Below are 16,343 nucleotides of genomic sequence, written 5' to 3' on the forward strand. Positions count from 1 at the left end.
GTCTGCCCTTTCTTGTGGGCGATTTGTTGATCACGCTCACGCTATCGCGATCATGGTCCCCGTCGCCCGGTATCGCCCGTCACCCGCCGGTTCCGGCCGTTCAGCCGCCGCCCAGGTGCCAGCCGACCAGGTCGCCGACGTCGCCGACCTGGTCGGCCGGCGGCGGGTTCACCGTCACCTTCTCACCGAAGTCCCGGTACAGCACCGTCACCGTCGAGGTCTCCCGGCCGTCGGCGGTGCCCCTGACCACCAGCTTGCGCGGCAGGTTCTCGCCGTCCACCCAGATGTCGAACGCCAGCCGCTCCGAGCCGTCGGCATGCCACCGCCGGACCTTCTCCCGCGTCTGCGGATCCAGCCGGGCCAGCGCGTCCCGCAGCGTCACCGTGCCCGTGTACCGGGTGGTGCGGACGCCCTCGACCTCCTCCTGGCCGACCCGCCGCACGTCCTTGGAGCCGGTCAGCATCCTGGTCTGCTCGGCCGGGTTGATCCGCTGCACCGCCGAGGTGATCTGGTCCAGGTCGACCCCGGCCTGCCGGCCCGCCTGGTCGACGTTCAGCCGCAGCCACGGCTTGCCGCCGGTGAGCATCTGGGCGAACTGCGGCACCTTGGCGTACAGGACGTCGTTCAGCAGGATCGCCTGGCTCCCGGCGGCGGGCAGGGTCTGCCCGTTCATCCGCACCTCGTCGAGCGTGGCGGTGAACGCCAGCGTGGGCCGCAGCCGGACGTCACCGGAGCCGCGCACGGTCGTGCCGCCGTCGGTGATGGTCAGGTCGGCCTCGAACGTGTCCGCCTGCCCGGTCCGCTGCGAGGTCTTCACCAGCACCGTGTCCGCCGGGAGCTGCACGGTGCCGCCGGAGCCGTTGGCCGGGTCGTCCCCCGAGCCGCCCAGGCATCCGGTCAGGGACAGGGCCATCGCGGTGCCCGCCGCGGCGGCCACGGCCGTCCGGTGGGCCATTCGGCGTGCCATGAAGGGAGATCCTCTCTGTCGCCGTGTTTGCCTCTTCCACGGTCCAGTCTCCGCAGGACCGCCGGCCGGCGGCATCCCCCGCTGGTACGAAACGCCCGCGCACCGTACCTCTCAGGGCGTACCCCGGGCGGGAACGCCGCAGGGGCGCCCCCGGTCGTCCGGGAACGCCCCTGCGTCGGGTACTGCGCGGTTCAGCTCGCCGCGGCCAGGATGCGGGCCGCGTTCGGGTCCACCGGGACGCCGGGGCCCATCGTGGTGGTGATGGTGATCTTCTTCAGGTACCGGCCCTTGGCGGCCGCCGGCTTGAGCCGCTGGATCTCGTCGATCGCCGCCGCGTAGTTCTCCAGCAGCCGGCGCTCGTCGAACGACACCTTGCCGATGATGAAGTGCAGGTTGGCGTGCCGGTCCACCCGGAACTCGATCTTGCCGCCCTTGATGTCGGAGACCGCCTTGCCGACGTCCATGGTGACCGTGCCGGTCTTCGGGTTCGGCATCAGGCCGCGGGGACCGAGCACCCGGCCCAGCCGGCCGACCTTGCCCATCATGTCCGGGGTGGCGACCACCGCGTCGAAGTCCAGGAAACCGCCCTGGATCCGCTCGATCAGGTCGTCGGTGCCCACGTAGTCGGCCCCGGCCTCACGGGCCTCGTCGGCCTTGGCGCCGCCGGCGAAGACCAGCACCCGGGCGGTCTTACCGGTGCCGTGCGGCAGGTTGACGGTGCCGCGGACCATCTGGTCGGCCTTGCGCGGGTCCACGCCCAGCCGGACGGCCACCTCGACGGTGGCGTCGAACTTGACGCTGGCGGTCTTGCGGGCCAGCTCCACCGCCTCGGCCGGGGTGTAGAGCCGCTCCCGGTCGATCAGCTGGGTGGCGTTGCGGTATGCCTTGCTGCGCTTCATGACTGCTCCCGTGTCTGGAGAGTTCGTGGTGCGGGCCAGCGCGCGGCCCTTCCACTGGACGTGCGTTACTTGACCTCGATGCCCATCGAGCGGGCGGTGCCGGCGATGATCTTCTCGGCGGCCTCGAGGTCACGGGCGTTCAGGTCGGGCATCTTGGTCTGCGCGATCTCCCGCACCTGCTCGCGGGTGATGGAGCCGACCTTGGTCTTGTGCGGCTCGCCGCTGCCCTTCTCGATCCCGGCGGCCTTGAGGATCAGCTTCGGCGCCGGCGGGGTCTTGGTGACGAACGTGAACGAGCGGTCCTCGTAGATGGTGATCTCGACGGGGACCACGTTGCCGCGCTGGGACTCCGTGGCAGCGTTGTACTGCTTGCAGAAGTCCATGATGTTCACGCCGTGCGGACCGAGCGCGGTACCCACCGGCGGCGCCGGCGTCGCCTGGCCGGCCTGCAGCTGGACCTTGACGACAGCGCTGATCTTCTTCCTGGGAGGCATGCGCGCCTTCCTCTCGTTCCTGTTTCACCTGGTCCCGACTCCCGCGGTGCGGGCAACATGGCGGCCGGAACACATCCGCCACGTAGGGACCGATCGTTTTCCCGCCGGTGCGGGCCCGGCTCCGAGCGGCCTGTCCGCCCGGAGCCGGGCCGGACCATCCCCGCGTGCGCGGGGAGCAGGCCTGCAGCTGGACCTTGACAACCGCAGCGACCGGACCATCCCCGCGGAGGCGGGGCCTACCAGAGTCTATGCCCTGGTCAGATCTTGGAGACCTGGTTGAAGGACAGCTCGACCGGGGTCTCCCTGCCGAAGATCGACACCAGGACCTTCAATTTCTGCTGCTCGATGTTGATCTCGTTGACCGTGGCGGGCAGGGTGGCGAACGGGCCGTCCATCACGGTGACCGACTCGCCGACCTCGAAGTCCACCGTGGCGGAGACCTTGGCCGAGGGCTCCTTGGCCTTGGCGGCGGGCTCCTCCGGCTCGGGCGCCAGCAGCTGGGCGACCTCGTCCAGGCTCAGCGGGGAGGGCTTGTTGGACAGGCCGACGAAGCCGGTGACGCCGGGGGTGTTGCGGACCGCGGCCCAGGACTCGTCGGTCAGCTCCATCCGGACCAGGATGTAGCCCGGCAGCACCTTCTCGTTGACCTTCTGCCGCTTGCCCTGCTTGATCTCGGTGACCTCGTGCTGGGGCACCTCGACCTGGAAGATGTAGTCCTCCATGTTCAGGGACTGCGTCCGGGTCTCGATGTTGGTCTTGACCCGGTTCTCGTACCCCGCGTAGGAGTGCACGACGTACCACTCGCCGGGCTGCATCCGCAGCTCGCGCTTGAACTCGGCGTACGGGTCGGCGGCCGGCTCCTGCGGGGCGGCCTCGACCTGGTCCTCGGAGCTGGTCTCCGCCGGCTCGACCGCAGCCTCCGCAGCGGACCCGGCCTGATCGGCGGTCTCGTGGGGGGGCTGTGGGGACTCGGACACGGTGACTCTTCTCTCGTTGTCGACAGTGAAACGGTGGCGTGGACGGCGGTCGGCGGACCCGCGGGGGCCCGTCAGCCGAAGACTGCGAAGACGCCCTGCTGGAGAGCCCAGTCCAGCCCGGCGACGATCCCCACCATCACCAACACGAAGACCAGCGACACCAGGGTGTAGTTGATCAGTTCGCTGCGGGTGGGCCAGATCACCTTGCGCAGCTCGGCGATGACCTGGCGGACGAACAGGGCGGGGGCGGTCCGCTTGCGCGCGGGCTTGCGCTCCTTGCCGGTGTCCTTGGTCGCGGGCTCGCCGCGCATCTCAGTCGCCATCGCCGTTCACCTATCGGTCGGAATCAACCACTTCCCGTGGTCCGTACGCGCCTGCGCCGCGGCGTACCCACCGACGCCCCGCCCAGGCATGGCAGCCGGTGAAGGCGCACCGGTGCGGGCACCGCACTTCGCAGGGCAGGAGGGACTCGAACCCCCAACCGCCGGTTTTGGAGACCGGGACTCTACCAATTGAGCTACTGCCCTTCGTGGTCGCTCCAAGCTTAACGGCCCGCCGAGGGCAAGGCTGCATGCCGGAGGTCGCCACTAAGTCGATGAGTGTACGTGCACGACCGCCCGGAGTCGAACCGGAACCCTCACCAGCCCGGATATCCCCTGAATCCGCGGGGGCGCGTCTGCGAGCATGGACCCATGAGCACTGACCGACCTCGAATCTCCGCGCGGATCGCCGCGATCTCCGAGTCCGCCACGCTGGCCGTGGACGCCAAGGCCAAGGCGCTGAAGGCCGCGGGCCGGCCGGTGATCGGGTTCGGCGCCGGCGAGCCGGACTTCCCGACCCCGGACTACATCGTCGAGGCGGCGGTGACCGCCTGCCGGGTGCCGCGCTTCCACAAGTACACACCGGCCGGCGGGCTGCCCGAGCTGCGCGCCGCCATCGCCGAGAAGACCGCCCGCGACTCGGGCTACCAGGTGGACGCCGCGCAGGTGCTGGTCACCAACGGCGGCAAGCAGGCGGTGTACGAGGCGTTCGCGGCGCTGCTGGACCCGGGCGACGAGGTGCTGGTGCCGACCCCGTACTGGACCACCTACCCCGAGTCGATCAAGCTGGCCGGGGGCGTGCCGGTGTTCGTGGTGGCCGACGAGACCACCGGCTACCGGGTGAGCGTGGACCAGCTCGAGGAGGCCCGCACCGAGCGCACCAAGGTGCTGCTGTTCGTGTCGCCGTCCAACCCGACCGGCGCGGTCTACACCCGCGACCAGATCGCCGAGATCGGCCGCTGGGCCGCCGAGCACGGCCTGTGGGTGATCACCGACGAGATCTACGAGCACCTGGTGTACGGCGACGCCGAGTTCCACTCGATGCCCGTGGTGGTGCCCGAGCTGGCCGACCGGACGCTGGTGCTGAACGGGGTCGCCAAGACGTACGCGATGACCGGCTGGCGGGTGGGCTGGCTGATCGGCCCGCAGGACGTGGTCAAGGCGGCCGCGAACCTGCAGTCGCACGCGACCTCCAACGTCGCCAACGTGTCCCAGGCGGCGGCACTGGCCGCGGTGACCGGCGACCTGTCGGCGGTGGCGCGGATGCGCGAGGCGTTCGACCGGCGGCGGCAGACGATGGTGCGGATGCTCAACGAGATCCCCGGCGTGGTGTGCCCGGAGCCGGAGGGCGCGTTCTACGCCTACCCGTCGGTCAAGGGCGTCCTCGGCAAGGAGATCCGCGGCAGGCGGCCCACGACCACCGTGGAACTGGCCGAGCTGATCCTCGGCGAGGTCGAGGTGGCCCTCGTCCCCGGTGAGGCCTTCGGGACCCCGGGCTACTTCCGCCTGTCGTACGCGCTGGGCGACGAGGACCTGGTCGAGGGCGTCAGCCGGGTGGCCAAGCTGCTGTCCGAGGCGAGCTGACCCGTTCGGCGGGCGGCCTGCGCCGGCGACGCCCGCCACGGCCGCCACGCCCGCCCGAGGCGAGCCGACCTTCGTGACCCGTCCCGGTCCCCCGCGGCCCGGGACGGGTCATGCGTTCATGGTCCGTTCGGGTGGTTGTGCGGCGGCCGGTGTCAAGGGCACTGGCCGGATCCGGCAAAGTTGGGTCATGGAGGCCGATGTCACGACCGCCCGTTCGATCCGGGCGCTGCCCAAGGCGCACCTGCACCTGCACTTCACCGGGTCGATGCGGCATTCGACGCTGGTGGAGCTGGCCGGGCGGCACGGGGTGCACCTGCCGGACGCGCTGGTGGAGGACTGGCCGCCGCGGCTGCGGGCCACCGACGAGCGCGGCTGGTTCCGGTTCCAGCGGCTGTACGACATCGCCCGTTCGGTGCTGCGGGAGCCGCAGGACGTGTACCGGCTGCTGCGGGAGGCCGCCGAGGACGAGGCCGCCGAGGGCTCAGGCTGGCTGGAGATCCAGGTCGATCCCAGCGGGTACGCGGGACGCTTCGGCGGGCTGACGCCGACCGTGGAGCTGGTGCTGGACGCCGCGCGCAGGGCCGAGGCCGCGACCGGGGTCGGGATCGGCGTGGTGATCGCCGCCAACCGCACCAAGCACCCGCTGGACGCCAAGACGCTGGCCCGGCTGGCGGTGCGGTACGCCGGCCGCGGGGTCGTGGGGTTCGGGCTGTCCAACGACGAACGGCGGGGCCGGGCCTACGAGTTCGAGGGGGCGTTCCGGATCGCGCGGCGGGGCGGGCTGCTGTCCACCCCGCACGGCGGGGAGCTGGTGGGGCCGGCCAGCATCCGGGAGTGCCTGGAGTTCCTGGGCGCGGACCGGATCGGGCACGGGGTGCGGGCGGTCGAGGACCGGCGGCTGCTGGAGCGGATCGTCGAGCGGGAGATCACCCTGGAGGTGTGCCCGGCCTCGAACGTGGCGCTGGGGGTGGCCCCGTCGGCGGCGGCGGTGCCGGTGCGGGAGCTGTTCGAGGCGGGGGCACGGCTGGCGCTGGGCGCCGACGACCCGCTGCTGTTCGGGTCCCGGCTGGCCCGGCAGTACGAGCTGGCGCGCACCGAGCACGGCTTCACCGACGCGGAGCTGGCCGAGCTGGCCCGGGCCTCGGTGCGGGGGTCGGCCGCCCCCGAGGACGTGCGCAAGCGGCTGCTGGACGACATCGACGCCTGGCTGGCCGCGCCCGCCGGGCGGGTCAGCGGCCCCCGTTCCACAGCCCTTGACGTTCCAGGTGGGCGATGAGCAGCTCACCGGCCCGCACGATGTGCGCGCGCATGGCGGCGGCGGTCCGCTCGGGGTCGGCCTCCGCCAGCGCCGCCAGTACCAGGTCGTGGTCCTCCAGGGCGGTGCGCGGCCAGTCCGGCAGCCGCCCGTACAGGCCGCGCGGGACGTAGCGGGCCACCGAGGACAGCGACCAGGCGAGCTTGGCGGACCCGGCGGTCAGGTTGATCGACCGGTGGAAGGCGTGGTTGTGCTCCTCGACCACGTCGGTCCGGCCCTCCGCGGCCGCCCGGCGCATGGCGTCCTGGATGGCGGTCAGCTCCCTGAGGGCGCCGGTGGTGATGGCGCCCGCGGCGCGGGCGGCCAGCTCGGCGGCGATCCCGGCCTGCACCCAGAACAGGTCCGCCACGTCCTGGCGGGACAGCGGGGCGACCACGAAGCCGCGACGGGGCTCGAGCTGCACGAAACCCTGGCTGCGCAACGACTGCAGGGCCTCGCGGACGGGGGTGACGCTGATGCCGAACTCGGCGGCCAGCCGTTCCAGCCGCAGGTACTCGCCGGGGCGGACACGGCCGTCCATGATCTGCTCGCGCAGTCGCGCGGCGACCTCGTCACTCAGCTGCGGCCTTGCGATGTCCCTCCGCGCCAGAACCACGTCGCACCCGCCCCACCGGGACCCTTCCGCGGCGGGGGCACCGCGGTCGCAAGGGTCCCCCCTTCATGATGCGCCGCCGGAGCCGCATCTGGAACGCCGTGCGCCGGGACAGTCCTTACAGGACGGTCCTCACAGGCTGACTCCGACCATGACGGGTTCGTTGACCAGCTCGACGCCGAACGCCGCGCGGACCCCGTCGCGCACCTGGCGGGCGAGGGCCAGCAGGTCGGCGGTGGTGCCGGCGCCGTCCGGGTTGGTCAGCGCCAGGGTGTGCTTGGTGGAGATGCGGACCGGGCCGAGGGCGTGGCCCTTGCCGAACCCGGCCTTGTCGATCAGCCAGGCGGCCGAGGTCTTGGTGCGCCCGCCGGTCTCGGGGTAGCGGGGGAACGTCACGTCCGGCCCGAGCCGCTCGGCGACGCGGCGCTCCAGCTCGGCGAGCTGCCCGGCGTCCAGGATCGGGTTGGTGAAGAACGATCCGGCGCTGCGGGTGTCGGGGTCGGCGGGGTCCAGCACCATGCCCTTGCCGCGGCGCAGCTCCAGGACGGTCTTGCGGGCGTCGCGCAGCGGCACCCGGTCCCCCGGCCGCACGCCGAGGGCGCGGGCCAGCTCGGCGTAGGCGACGGGCCTGGACTCCTCGGCCTCCTCCAGCGCGAACGTCACCTCCAGCACGACGTACCGGTCGGTGCCCTTGAAGACGCTGTTGCGGTACGTGAAGCCGCAGGCGGCGTGGTCGACGGTGACGACGCGGCGGGTGTGCCGGTCGTAGACCCGCACCGCGACGATGGTCTCGGCGACGTCCTGGCCGTAGGCGCCGACGTTCTGGATGGGGGTGCCGCCGACCAGGCCGGGGATGCCGGACAGGCACTCCACCCCGGCCAGCCCGTCGGCGACGCAGCGGGCCACGAACGGGTCCCACTCCTCGCCGGCCTGCGCGGTGACCAGCACCTTGCCGGGGCGGTCCCGGTCGGCGCGGTAGGCGACGCCGCGGCTGGCGACGTGCACCACGGTGCCGGGGAAGCCGTCGTCGGAGACCACCAGGTTGCTGCCGCCGCCGAGCACCAGCACCGGCTGTCCGTCCTCGTCGGCCCGGCGGACGGCCTCGACCAGCTCGTCCTCGGTGGCGGCCTCGATGAAACGGCGCGCCGGGCCGCCGAGGCGCAGCGTGGTGTAGGCGGCCAGTTTCACGTTCTCGCAGTGCACGGCCATCGGCTCAGCCTATGTGCCCGTTCTCTGAATGCGGTTGCGGGATCCGGGGCAGGCCCCGGAACAACACGCCGTCGCGGGTCTGGACGGCCCGCGGGAACGGCATGCCGTTACGAGTGCCCCGGGGAGCGCCCCCAGATGCGACTCGCCGTCGCGAAGGTCCGGGGCATCCCAGGGGGCGAGGGCCCCGTTGCGGGGTCGCCCGGAAGCACTTGGTCTTCCGAGGGGGAGCCGGGGCTCCCCCAGGACATGGGTCGTCAGGCGAGGCGGACGACCGCCTTGGCGCGGGTGAGCACCTTCTGGTCGTCGCAGCGGGCGGTGAGCGCCACGACGACCTTGTTGTCGTCCAGCTTCTCCTCGACCTTGCCGCTGATCTCGATGTCGGCGCCGCCCTCGTCGGGCACCACGACCATGGAGGAGAACCGCACCCCGTAGTCGACGACCGCGCCCGGGTCGCCGACCCAGTCGGTGACGAACCGGCCGCCCTGGGCCATGGTGAACATGCCGTGGGCGATCACGTCGGGCAGCCCGACCGACCTGGCGAAGCTCTCCCGCCAGTGGATGGGGTTGAAGTCGCCCGAGGCCCCGGCGTACATGACCAGGTTGGCCCGGTCGACGTGGAAGGTGCGGGCGGGGATCTCGGTGCCGACCTCGACGTCGTCGTACTTCACGCTGGCGGTCATCAGGCCCCCCGTTCCACGATCGTGTTGTAGGCGGTGCAGACCGGCTCGCCGTCGGTGGTGGTGATCTCGGTGCGCAGCTCGATCTTCTCGTTGTTGCCGATCGACTTGATCTCGGTGATCGTCGTACGGCAGACCAGCTCGTCACCGGCGCGCACCGGGCGGACGTACTCGAACCGCTGCTCCCCGTGCACCACCATCGCGTAGTTCAGGCCCAGCTCCGGGTCCGTCAGCGCCTCGCCGCCCAGCGAGATGACGATCGGGAACGTGGGCGGGGCGATGACGTCGGGGTGCCCGGCGGCCTTGGCGGCCTCGCGGTCGCGGTAGATCGGGTTCGGGTCGCCGATGGCGTCCGCGAACTCCCGGATCTTGACCCGGCTGACCTCGTACGGGGCGGTGGGCGGGAAGGTCCGCCCGATGAAATCACGGTTCAGTGGCATGCATCCGTCCTTGCTCGCAGGGTCGCGAGGCCCTGTGCCCGTAGCATCCTGTGCGTGACCGTAACAGAACAGCGTTCAGCCCGCTCTCGCAGGTCTCGGAGAGCGGGCTGAACGCGACGAAGCAGGAGCCGGAACGGCGCGCGGCGCACGTCGGGCGGAGCGCAGGCCGTGACCGGCCGCGGACCGGGGGCCTCGGGGCCTCAGCGGGTCTCGCGGTGCGGGCGGTGGCACCGGCAGTTCGGGCAGTACTTCTTCAGCTCGAGGCGGTCCGGGTCGTTGCGCCGGTTCTTCCGCGTGATGTAGTTGCGGTGCTTGCACTCCTGGCAGGCCAGCGTGATCTTCGGCCTGACGTCGGTGGCGGCCACGTGGGAGTGCCTTTCTGACGAGGGACATGGACATGCGCACCCCGGCGCCCCGTCGGATGACGGGGGCCGGAGATGGTAGCGAGGGCCGGACTTGAACCGGCGACACAGCGATTATGAGCCGCTTGCTCTGCCTGACTGAGCTACCTCGCCGAGATGGTCTGTCCAGACCGGTCAACAAGGATACCGGTCCGGGACCGGACCGTGGAAACGGGTGGGCCGGACGCTCCGGGGGAGCCGCCGACTCGGGTTTCCGGGGCCTTCGCCGGGCCGGGCCGCGGTGAACCGGCCGAGACTCCGATCGAAGGACCAGCACAGAGGTTACCAGAGCCGGGGAGTGACTCCGACACGGGTTTTCCGCGCCCCGCGGTCAGAGCAGCAGGCGTTTGGGCCCGGCCCGCCACTCCACCAGCAGCACGGTGGCGTCGTCGTCGAGCCGGTCGCCCTGGTGCTCCAGCACGGTGTGCACCAGCCGGCGCAGGGTCTCCGGTGCGGACAGTCCGTCGATCTCCCGGCGGATGATGAAGTCCACGAAGCGTTCCAGGCCGAACCGCTCCCGCTGGTCGTTGACCGCGTCCACCACTCCGTCGGTGTAGAGGACCACCCGGTCGCCGGGTTCGAGCTGGTAGCGGGACGGGGCCGGGGAGCGTTCCATCCGGAACCCCATCGGGGTGCACGGCGGGGAGTCCAGGTCGGTGACGTACCGGTTGCGGCGGATCACCAGCGGCGGGGGATGCGCCCGGTTGATCCAGGTCACAATGCCGCTGCGGACGTCGATGTCGGCCACCACCCCGGTGGCGAACCGGGGCTCGGCGAACTGCTCGGCGATCGCCTCGTCGATCATGTCGGCGACCGCGGCCGGGGCCGCCCCGCGCCGGCGCGCGTTCCGGCAGGCGGCCATGGCGATCGTGCTGGTCAGCCCGGCGGCGGTGTCGTGACCCATCGAGTCGAAGATCGCCACGTGCAGCACGGAGCCGCTCAGCGCGTAGTCGTAGGCGTCTCCGCCGGCCGCGTAGGCGGGCTCGGTCACCGCGCCGACCACGATGTCCTCGGTGGCGAACGTGCTCATCGGCATCAGGCCGCGGGTCAGCTCGGCCGACAGCGACATCGGCGCGGTCCGCGACAGTTCGGCGTAGGTGTCGCTGAAGTCCCGCTTGCCCACCAATATCAGGGCGATCAGTCCGGCGAGGCGGCGCGCCCGCTCGCGGACGGACGGGGTGTCGGCGTCGATGATCACCCCGAGCACCCCGAGCCGTTCGGTCCCGTCCAGCAGGGGCAGCCACAGCCGCTGCGGGTCCGGCCGCCACGGGTGCACGCCGAACGCCCGGTTGCTGCGCACGATCTCCAGCCCGCGGTAGGCCCGGCCGGGCACCGAGCCGTCGATCCGCATCGGCTTCAGCGGCCGGCCGAACGAGTCGCGCTGGCCGGCCAGCGGCACCAGCATCCGCTGCTGCAGGTCGGTGACGTAGATCAGGGGCAGTTCCAGACCCGCCTTCTCCGCATGCCTGGCGACCAGGGCCGGCAGGTCCTCGAACACGGCCAGGTGGCTGTCGTCCAGCACCCCGCCCAGCATCCGCTCGTCGTCTTCCTCCATGGTCGGGCTCCCCCGCACTCCTCGCGGTGGTCCCCCTACCCAGATCCGCGGGAACCGTTCAGAACGACCACCAGCCGAACGCCAGATGCCCGATCAGCCAGATCCCGAACCCGACCTGGACGGCCAGCAGCGCGATCCGGACCGGCACCGGCACCCGTTCGCGCAGCCGGAACAGCGACCACCAGTGCTCGGAGAAGGTGTCGCCGGGGGCCTTGCGGAACAGCGCCGCGGCCTCCACGACGAGGAAGAACACGATCCAGGCCGTCCAGGCGAGGGTCCAGGCGGTGGCGCGCCGGACCGGGGCCCGGCCGGGGTGGGCGGGGGTGCTCACGGGTCACGCTCCTTCGACATCACTGTCAGTGATGCCCGCGGCCGCGCGCGGCGAATGTATCCGCCCGGCTCGTTCCGCATGTCCCGGGGTCAGAAGCCGCGGGTGCGGCGGGCGGCGGGCCGGGCCCAGCGGCCGGACGCGCTGAGCCCGAAGCGCCGGAACGCGCGCACCAGCTCGCCGCCGAGGTTGACGCCCGCGGCCAGGGCCAGCGCCACCGACAGCGCCCCGATCAGGCTGAGCAGGCCGCTCTGCGGCGATCCGCTGTTGAGCTCGACCATCCCCTGGTAGAGCATCCCGCCGGGCAGCAGCGGGCCGATGATCGGCACCATGTACGGCTGCACGGGCGCGCGGCGGCGGTCGGCGTACAGGTTGGCCGGCACGCTCAGCGCCGTGGCGGCGACCGCCGAGGCGAGCACCGGCGGCACGTCCTGGGCGCGCAGCAGCACGAACAGCACCCAGATCAGCGCCCCGCCGAGCAGCGCCGGCAGGACCGTGCCGCGCGGCGCGGCCAGCGAGACCGCGAACGCCACCGAGACCCCGGCCGCCGCCAGCACCTGCACCGGGTCCAGCGCCGGCGGGCTGCTGGGCAACTGGGTCATGTCGATCGGGAAGTCCAGCCGCACCGCCGTGTAGACCACCAGGCCGACCCCGGCGACGATCCCGGCGATGATGAAGAACACCTCCATCAGCCGGGCGGTCGCGCTGATCAGGTCGCCGGTGATGCCGTCCTGGATGCTGGCCACCAGCGGCCGGCCCGGCAGCAGCGCCAGGATCGCCCCGGTCACCACGGTGGACGCGCGGGCCGGGGTGCCCACCGCCACCACCAGCGCCGCCGCCGCGGTGGCGATCGCCGCCGCCAGCGCGAGCTGGTAGAACTCGGCGACCCCGCGGCGGGCCAGCACGGCGGCGGCCCGGTCGCCGAGCACGGTGGCCCCGAACGCGGTGGACGCCGCCAGCGCCCCGCCGCCGCTGAGCACGCTGGCCGAGGCCGCGATCAGGCCGAACGCGGCCACCAGCAGCCAGCGCGGGTACGGCGCCGGGGCCCGTTCGATCTCCGCCAGCCGGCGGTGGGCGGCGGCGGGCTCGAGCAGGCCCAGCGACGCCTCCTGGACGAGCTGGTGGAGCGCGGTGAGCCGCCAGTACGCGGGGGTGCGGCGGCGGATGGCGCGGGAGCCGGTGACCGGCGGGCGGCCGTTGCCGGGGTGCGCCGACACGACCAGGCTGGTCAGGGTGACCTGGACCTCGCAGCGCGGCAGCTCGTAGGCGACGGCCAGCCCGAACATGGACTCGGTGACCCGTTCGGTGGACTCCCCGCTGGTCAGCAGCAGTTCACCGACCCGCAGCACCAGGTCGAGCGCCTCGGCGGAGACGGCCTCCCCGGGTTCGTCCCGCGGCGGCGGGGCGGGCGGTTCCGGCGTGGTCCAGGCCCGCCATGTCCGTCGCAGCCGCCGTGTGAGCGCGCCCACGCCTTGCGGTGACCTCCCCTGACTCGCTGTGGTGCCCGTTCATGCAGCGTAGGGGGTGTGTCGGCCGGGTCCTCCCGGCGGGGTGTCCCCGGAACGACGAAGCCGCCGTCCGGATGACCGGGCGGCGGCTCGCGGTGGTGGAGCCCCTTTACGGAATCGAACCGTAGACCTTCTCCTTACCATGGAGACGCTCTGCCGACTGAGCTAAAGGGGCCTGCGTCGCTTGCGCACTGAAACCATACACGGACTGCGCACCGGATGAGAAATCGATTCGTCCGGACCCTCCCCGAAGCGATGTCTCCGCAGGTCGGCGCGTATATGACGAACGGTCCGCACCCTGGGGCGCGGACCGTTCACGGGCTCGCGGGTCTGGGATCGCCCCCGGGCGAGGCAGGTCGGGTGACCTGCCCTCTCGGGGGGCGTCCCATGGAGCGGGTCAGCCGTTGAGCAGGCGGCGGGCGATGACGAGCTGCTGGATCTGGCTGGTGCCCTCGTAGATGCGGAACAGCCGGGCGTCGCGGTAGAAGCGCTCGACGGCCACGCCGCGCATGTAGCCCATGCCGCCGAAGACCTGGACCGCACGGTCGGCGACGCGGCCGAGCATCTCCGAGCAGAAGTACTTGGCGCAGGACGGGCCGAGCTTGCGGTCCTCCCCGGCGTCGTAGGCGCGGGCGGCCTCCAGCACCATGGCGCGGCCCGCGTACAGCTCGGTCTGGGAGTCGGCGATGAGGCCCTGGACGAGCTGGTACTCGCCGATCTTGTGGCCGCCCTGGGCGCGCTCCCTGGCGTACGCCACGGTCTCGTCGAGGATGCGCTGGGCCAGGCCGACGCAGACGGCCGCGATGCTCAGCCGGCCGTGCGCCAGCGACGCCATGGCGGTGCGGAACCCGGTGCCCTCGGGGCCGACCATGGCGTCGGCGGGGACGCGGACGTCGTCGAAGAAGACCTCGGCGGTGTGCGCGCCGCGCTGGCCCATCTTCTGGTCCGGGGGGCCGACCTTGAGGCCGGGGGCGTCCTTCTCCACCAGGAACGTGGAGATGCCGCGCGAGCCGGGGCCGCCGGTGCGGGCGAACACCATGAACACGTCGGCCTCGGGCGCGTTGGTGATGAACCGCTTGGCGCCGTTCAGCACGTACTCGTCGCCGTCCTTGACCGCGGTGGTGGACAGCGTGCTGGGGTCGGAGCCGGCCTCCGCCTCGGTGAGCGCGAACGCGCCGACCACCTCGCCGGCCGCCAGCTTGGGCAGCCAGCGGGCCTTCTGCTCCTCGGTGCCGGCGTTCACGATCACCTGCCCGGCGATGCCGTTGCTGGTGCCGAACATCGAGCGGAACGCGGGGCTGGCGTACCCCAGCTCGAAGGCCAGCCGCACCTCCTCGCTGAGCGACAGGCCGAGCCCGCCGTACTCCTCGGGCAGCGCGTAGCCGAACAATCCCATCTCCCGCGCGGTCTGCCGCAGCGACTCGGGGATCGCGTCGGTCTCCTCGATCTCCTCTTCGCGGGGGATCACCTGCTCGCGCACGAAGCTGCGCACCGCGTCGAGCACGTCGGCGAAGTCCTGAGCATCCATGAGAAGCATTCTAGAACTTCGTTCCAAGATTCCTTCACGCGCGGGGTGTGCAAGGCTGACGATCATGTCTGAAGGCTTCCCGCACCTGATCGACGAGCTGGTCCGCGCCGCCGCGGTGGAGGACCGGGCGTTCAGCGACCTGCTCCCGCGCGCGATGCACGAGTCGCAGGGGCTGTCCCCCGCCGAGCTCACCGCCGTCCTGCCCCGGATGGCCGAGGGCGTCGCCCAGGCGCCGCCCAACCTCGGCTGCTGGCTGGCGATCATGGCCGGCGCCTGGGTCGAACGCGGCGCCTCCCCCGAACCGGCCGGCCTGGCCGTCGTGGAGGCCGCCACCCGCGTGGCCGCCGCCGCGCACGCGTTCGCGACCGCCTGGAAGGAGGCCACCGGCGGGGATCCGCCCGACCCCGAGGAGTCCGGGCCCTCCCAGGAGATCGTCGACACCGTCGGCCCCCGCATCGACGGCGACCCGGTCGCCGCGATGATGGCGTGGTTCGCGACGCCGCAGTTCGGGATGAGCGCGCACACCATGCTGGCGACGTCCCCGCTGGTCCGGGGCGCGGTGTCCGACCGCGAGCGCCGCGCGTCCGCGTTCTCCCTGCTGGAGCAGCACTGCCCCGCCATGGGCTGGGTCGCCGGCCTGCTGCGGGTGCTGGACGGCGAACGGCTGCTGGTCCTCGACCGCGCCAGCCGCCGCGGCTGGACCGTCACCATCAGCGGCATCGGCGACAACTTCCAGCTCCACACCCTCCTCGGCGGCGCCCTGGTCGGCCGTCCCGGCGGCCTTCCCGGCGACCCCGCCGACCCCCGCTGGATCTCCTGCTTCACCTCCGACGACGTCGAACCCGGCACCCCGCCCGTCGTCGGCTGGTGGAACCTGGTCGACGCCCACGGCGCCTGGATCTGGAACGAGGGCGTGCCCGCCGACATCCCCGCGCTGAACGGCACCCGCGTCGTCGTCCTGGACCCGCCCGCCTACCGCCGCTCCTGGTCCCCCGGCCGCCGCCACCCCCTGATGACCGCCACCCTCACCGTCGAGGGCCAGCACACGGCGGAGGACCTGGCCTCCTGGTGGCCCCACATCGCCCCGCCCCAGGACCCCCGCTCCCAGATGTAGCGGCGGGCCTTCACTCGCGGCAGAAGGCTCGGCCCCGAGCCACCGGCCGCGCGCCCGGGGCGGTGGAGTCCGGTTCGTACGCGCTCGGCCGGAGGGCGGGCATCCCGGCCGTCAGGGAACCTCGACGCCTGCTTTTCTGAGCGCCTTCCACGCGCGGCGTACGCACTCCTCCGCCGAGTCGGCGTCGACTCGTACCCATCTTCCGGCAAGCGGACCGCCGCTTGCGTGGAATGTCCACGGGCGCGAGCCGCGAGGGGGATCGACCCTGAGAAGGGCATTGACCTCCTGCTCCAGCAGCCACTCGAGCAAGAAGGCGGCGTCGTCCATGCGGAGACCCTAACGAGGACGGCGCAGGCCCCAGCGCGATCCCCTTGGGCCTGCGCCGAAGCGGCAATCGTTCCGTTGGGGCCTGGTGTCCTGGAAGTCGGTACGACG

The 16,343-nt window shown here is 72.2% G+C and carries 18 protein-coding genes and 3 tRNA genes; 3 read left to right on the forward strand and 18 right to left on the reverse strand.

The window, feature by feature from the left end; all coding sequences use genetic code 11:
* Positions 1–100 precede the first annotated feature (100 nt).
* The 6 genes from HNR21_RS01040 to HNR21_RS01065 all read right to left on the reverse strand — a co-directional run bounded on the left by HNR21_RS01040 (position 101) and on the right by HNR21_RS01065 (position 3,864).
* On the reverse strand, positions 101–967 hold the full coding sequence (locus HNR21_RS01040) for an SCO4651 family lipoprotein (protein WP_182703677.1): 867 nt from the start codon (positions 965–967) through the stop codon (positions 101–103).
* A gap of 191 nt (positions 968–1,158) precedes the next feature.
* On the reverse strand, positions 1,159–1,866 hold the full coding sequence (gene rplA / locus HNR21_RS01045; protein ID WP_119728408.1) for a 50S ribosomal protein L1: 708 nt from the start codon (positions 1,864–1,866) through the stop codon (positions 1,159–1,161).
* Between the two features lie 65 nt (positions 1,867–1,931).
* On the reverse strand, positions 1,932–2,360 hold the full coding sequence (gene rplK, locus HNR21_RS01050; RefSeq protein ID WP_119728407.1) for a 50S ribosomal protein L11: 429 nt from the start codon (positions 2,358–2,360) through the stop codon (positions 1,932–1,934).
* A 257-nt stretch (positions 2,361–2,617) separates the two neighbouring features.
* Complete coding sequence (gene nusG, locus HNR21_RS01055) at positions 2,618–3,337, reverse strand: transcription termination/antitermination protein NusG (protein ID WP_182703678.1); 720 nt, start codon at positions 3,335–3,337, stop codon at positions 2,618–2,620.
* A gap of 71 nt (positions 3,338–3,408) precedes the next feature.
* Positions 3,409–3,660, reverse strand: a complete 252-nt coding sequence (gene secE, locus HNR21_RS01060; RefSeq protein WP_119728406.1) for a preprotein translocase subunit SecE — start codon at positions 3,658–3,660, stop codon at positions 3,409–3,411.
* A 131-nt stretch (positions 3,661–3,791) separates the two neighbouring features.
* Positions 3,792–3,864: transfer RNA gene (locus HNR21_RS01065), tRNA-Trp, on the reverse strand.
* Positions 3,865–4,029: 165 nt separating this feature from the next.
* On the opposite strand from HNR21_RS01065, the gene HNR21_RS01070 reads away from it, so the two are divergent.
* Both HNR21_RS01070 and HNR21_RS01075 read left to right on the forward strand, forming a co-directional pair.
* Positions 4,030–5,241 carry a pyridoxal phosphate-dependent aminotransferase gene (locus HNR21_RS01070; RefSeq protein ID WP_119728405.1) on the forward strand — a complete coding sequence of 404 codons (1,212 nt, stop codon included), beginning with the start codon at positions 4,030–4,032 and terminating at the stop codon, positions 5,239–5,241.
* 187 nt (positions 5,242–5,428) lie between these two features.
* Positions 5,429–6,517, forward strand: a complete 1,089-nt coding sequence (locus HNR21_RS01075) for an adenosine deaminase (protein WP_119728404.1) — start codon at positions 5,429–5,431, stop codon at positions 6,515–6,517.
* Here the strand turns inward: HNR21_RS01075 and HNR21_RS01080 are convergent.
* From HNR21_RS01080 to HNR21_RS01130, 11 genes are all read right to left on the reverse strand, one after another.
* Positions 6,471–7,151 carry a GntR family transcriptional regulator gene (locus tag HNR21_RS01080; RefSeq protein WP_220499998.1) on the reverse strand — a complete coding sequence of 227 codons (681 nt, stop codon included), beginning with the start codon at positions 7,149–7,151 and terminating at the stop codon, positions 6,471–6,473. The two genes, HNR21_RS01075 and HNR21_RS01080, sit on opposite strands and share 47 nt — an antisense overlap.
* 129 nt (positions 7,152–7,280) lie before the next feature.
* Complete coding sequence (locus tag HNR21_RS01085) at positions 7,281–8,357, reverse strand: UDP-N-acetylmuramate dehydrogenase (RefSeq protein ID WP_119728403.1); 1,077 nt, start codon at positions 8,355–8,357, stop codon at positions 7,281–7,283.
* Positions 8,358–8,611: 254 nt separating this feature from the next.
* Positions 8,612–9,037: a MaoC family dehydratase gene (locus HNR21_RS01090; RefSeq protein ID WP_119728402.1), complete on the reverse strand. Its 426-nt coding sequence runs from the start codon at positions 9,035–9,037 to the stop codon at positions 8,612–8,614.
* Positions 9,037–9,474 (reverse strand): MaoC family dehydratase N-terminal domain-containing protein, encoded by a 438-nt coding sequence (locus HNR21_RS01095; RefSeq protein WP_182703679.1) that lies wholly within the window; start codon positions 9,472–9,474, stop codon positions 9,037–9,039. Before HNR21_RS01095 ends, HNR21_RS01090 begins: the two co-directional genes overlap by 1 nt.
* A 200-nt stretch (positions 9,475–9,674) precedes the next feature.
* The gene (rpmG, locus tag HNR21_RS01100; RefSeq protein WP_089324515.1) at positions 9,675–9,839 is read right to left on the reverse strand and encodes a 50S ribosomal protein L33; all 165 of its coding nucleotides are present in this window, start codon (positions 9,837–9,839) and stop codon (positions 9,675–9,677) included.
* A gap of 73 nt (positions 9,840–9,912) precedes the next feature.
* A tRNA-Met gene (locus HNR21_RS01105) sits at positions 9,913–9,989 on the reverse strand.
* Positions 9,990–10,206: 217 nt separating this feature from the next.
* A complete protein-coding gene (locus HNR21_RS01110; protein ID WP_182703680.1) occupies positions 10,207–11,430 on the reverse strand; it encodes a PP2C family protein-serine/threonine phosphatase in 1,224 nt (407 codons plus the stop codon).
* A gap of 58 nt (positions 11,431–11,488) precedes the next feature.
* On the reverse strand, positions 11,489–11,761 hold the full coding sequence (locus tag HNR21_RS01115; protein ID WP_119728399.1) for a hypothetical protein: 273 nt from the start codon (positions 11,759–11,761) through the stop codon (positions 11,489–11,491).
* Positions 11,762–11,850: 89 nt separating this feature from the next.
* Positions 11,851–13,227, reverse strand: coding sequence for a threonine/serine exporter family protein (locus HNR21_RS01120; protein WP_119728398.1), 1,377 nt, complete (start codon positions 13,225–13,227; stop codon positions 11,851–11,853).
* A gap of 138 nt (positions 13,228–13,365) precedes the next feature.
* A tRNA-Thr gene (locus HNR21_RS01125) sits at positions 13,366–13,441 on the reverse strand.
* Positions 13,442–13,663: 222 nt separating this feature from the next.
* The gene (locus tag HNR21_RS01130; RefSeq protein WP_182703681.1) at positions 13,664–14,794 is read right to left on the reverse strand and encodes an acyl-CoA dehydrogenase family protein; all 1,131 of its coding nucleotides are present in this window, start codon (positions 14,792–14,794) and stop codon (positions 13,664–13,666) included.
* 64 nt (positions 14,795–14,858) lie between these two features.
* On the opposite strand from HNR21_RS01130, the gene HNR21_RS01135 reads away from it, so the two are divergent.
* Entirely contained in the window at positions 14,859–15,908 is a 1,050-nt protein-coding gene (locus HNR21_RS01135; protein ID WP_119728396.1) for a hypothetical protein, read from the forward strand.
* 111 nt (positions 15,909–16,019) lie between these two features.
* Here the strand turns inward: HNR21_RS01135 and HNR21_RS01140 are convergent, their stop codons facing one another.
* Positions 16,020–16,235, reverse strand: coding sequence for a hypothetical protein (locus tag HNR21_RS01140; RefSeq protein ID WP_182703682.1), 216 nt, complete (start codon positions 16,233–16,235; stop codon positions 16,020–16,022).
* Positions 16,236–16,343 lie beyond the last annotated feature (108 nt).

The sequence above is a fragment of the Thermomonospora cellulosilytica genome (assembly GCF_014138835.1).
GTDB classification, from domain to species: domain Bacteria; phylum Actinomycetota; class Actinomycetes; order Streptosporangiales; family Streptosporangiaceae; genus Thermomonospora; species Thermomonospora amylolytica.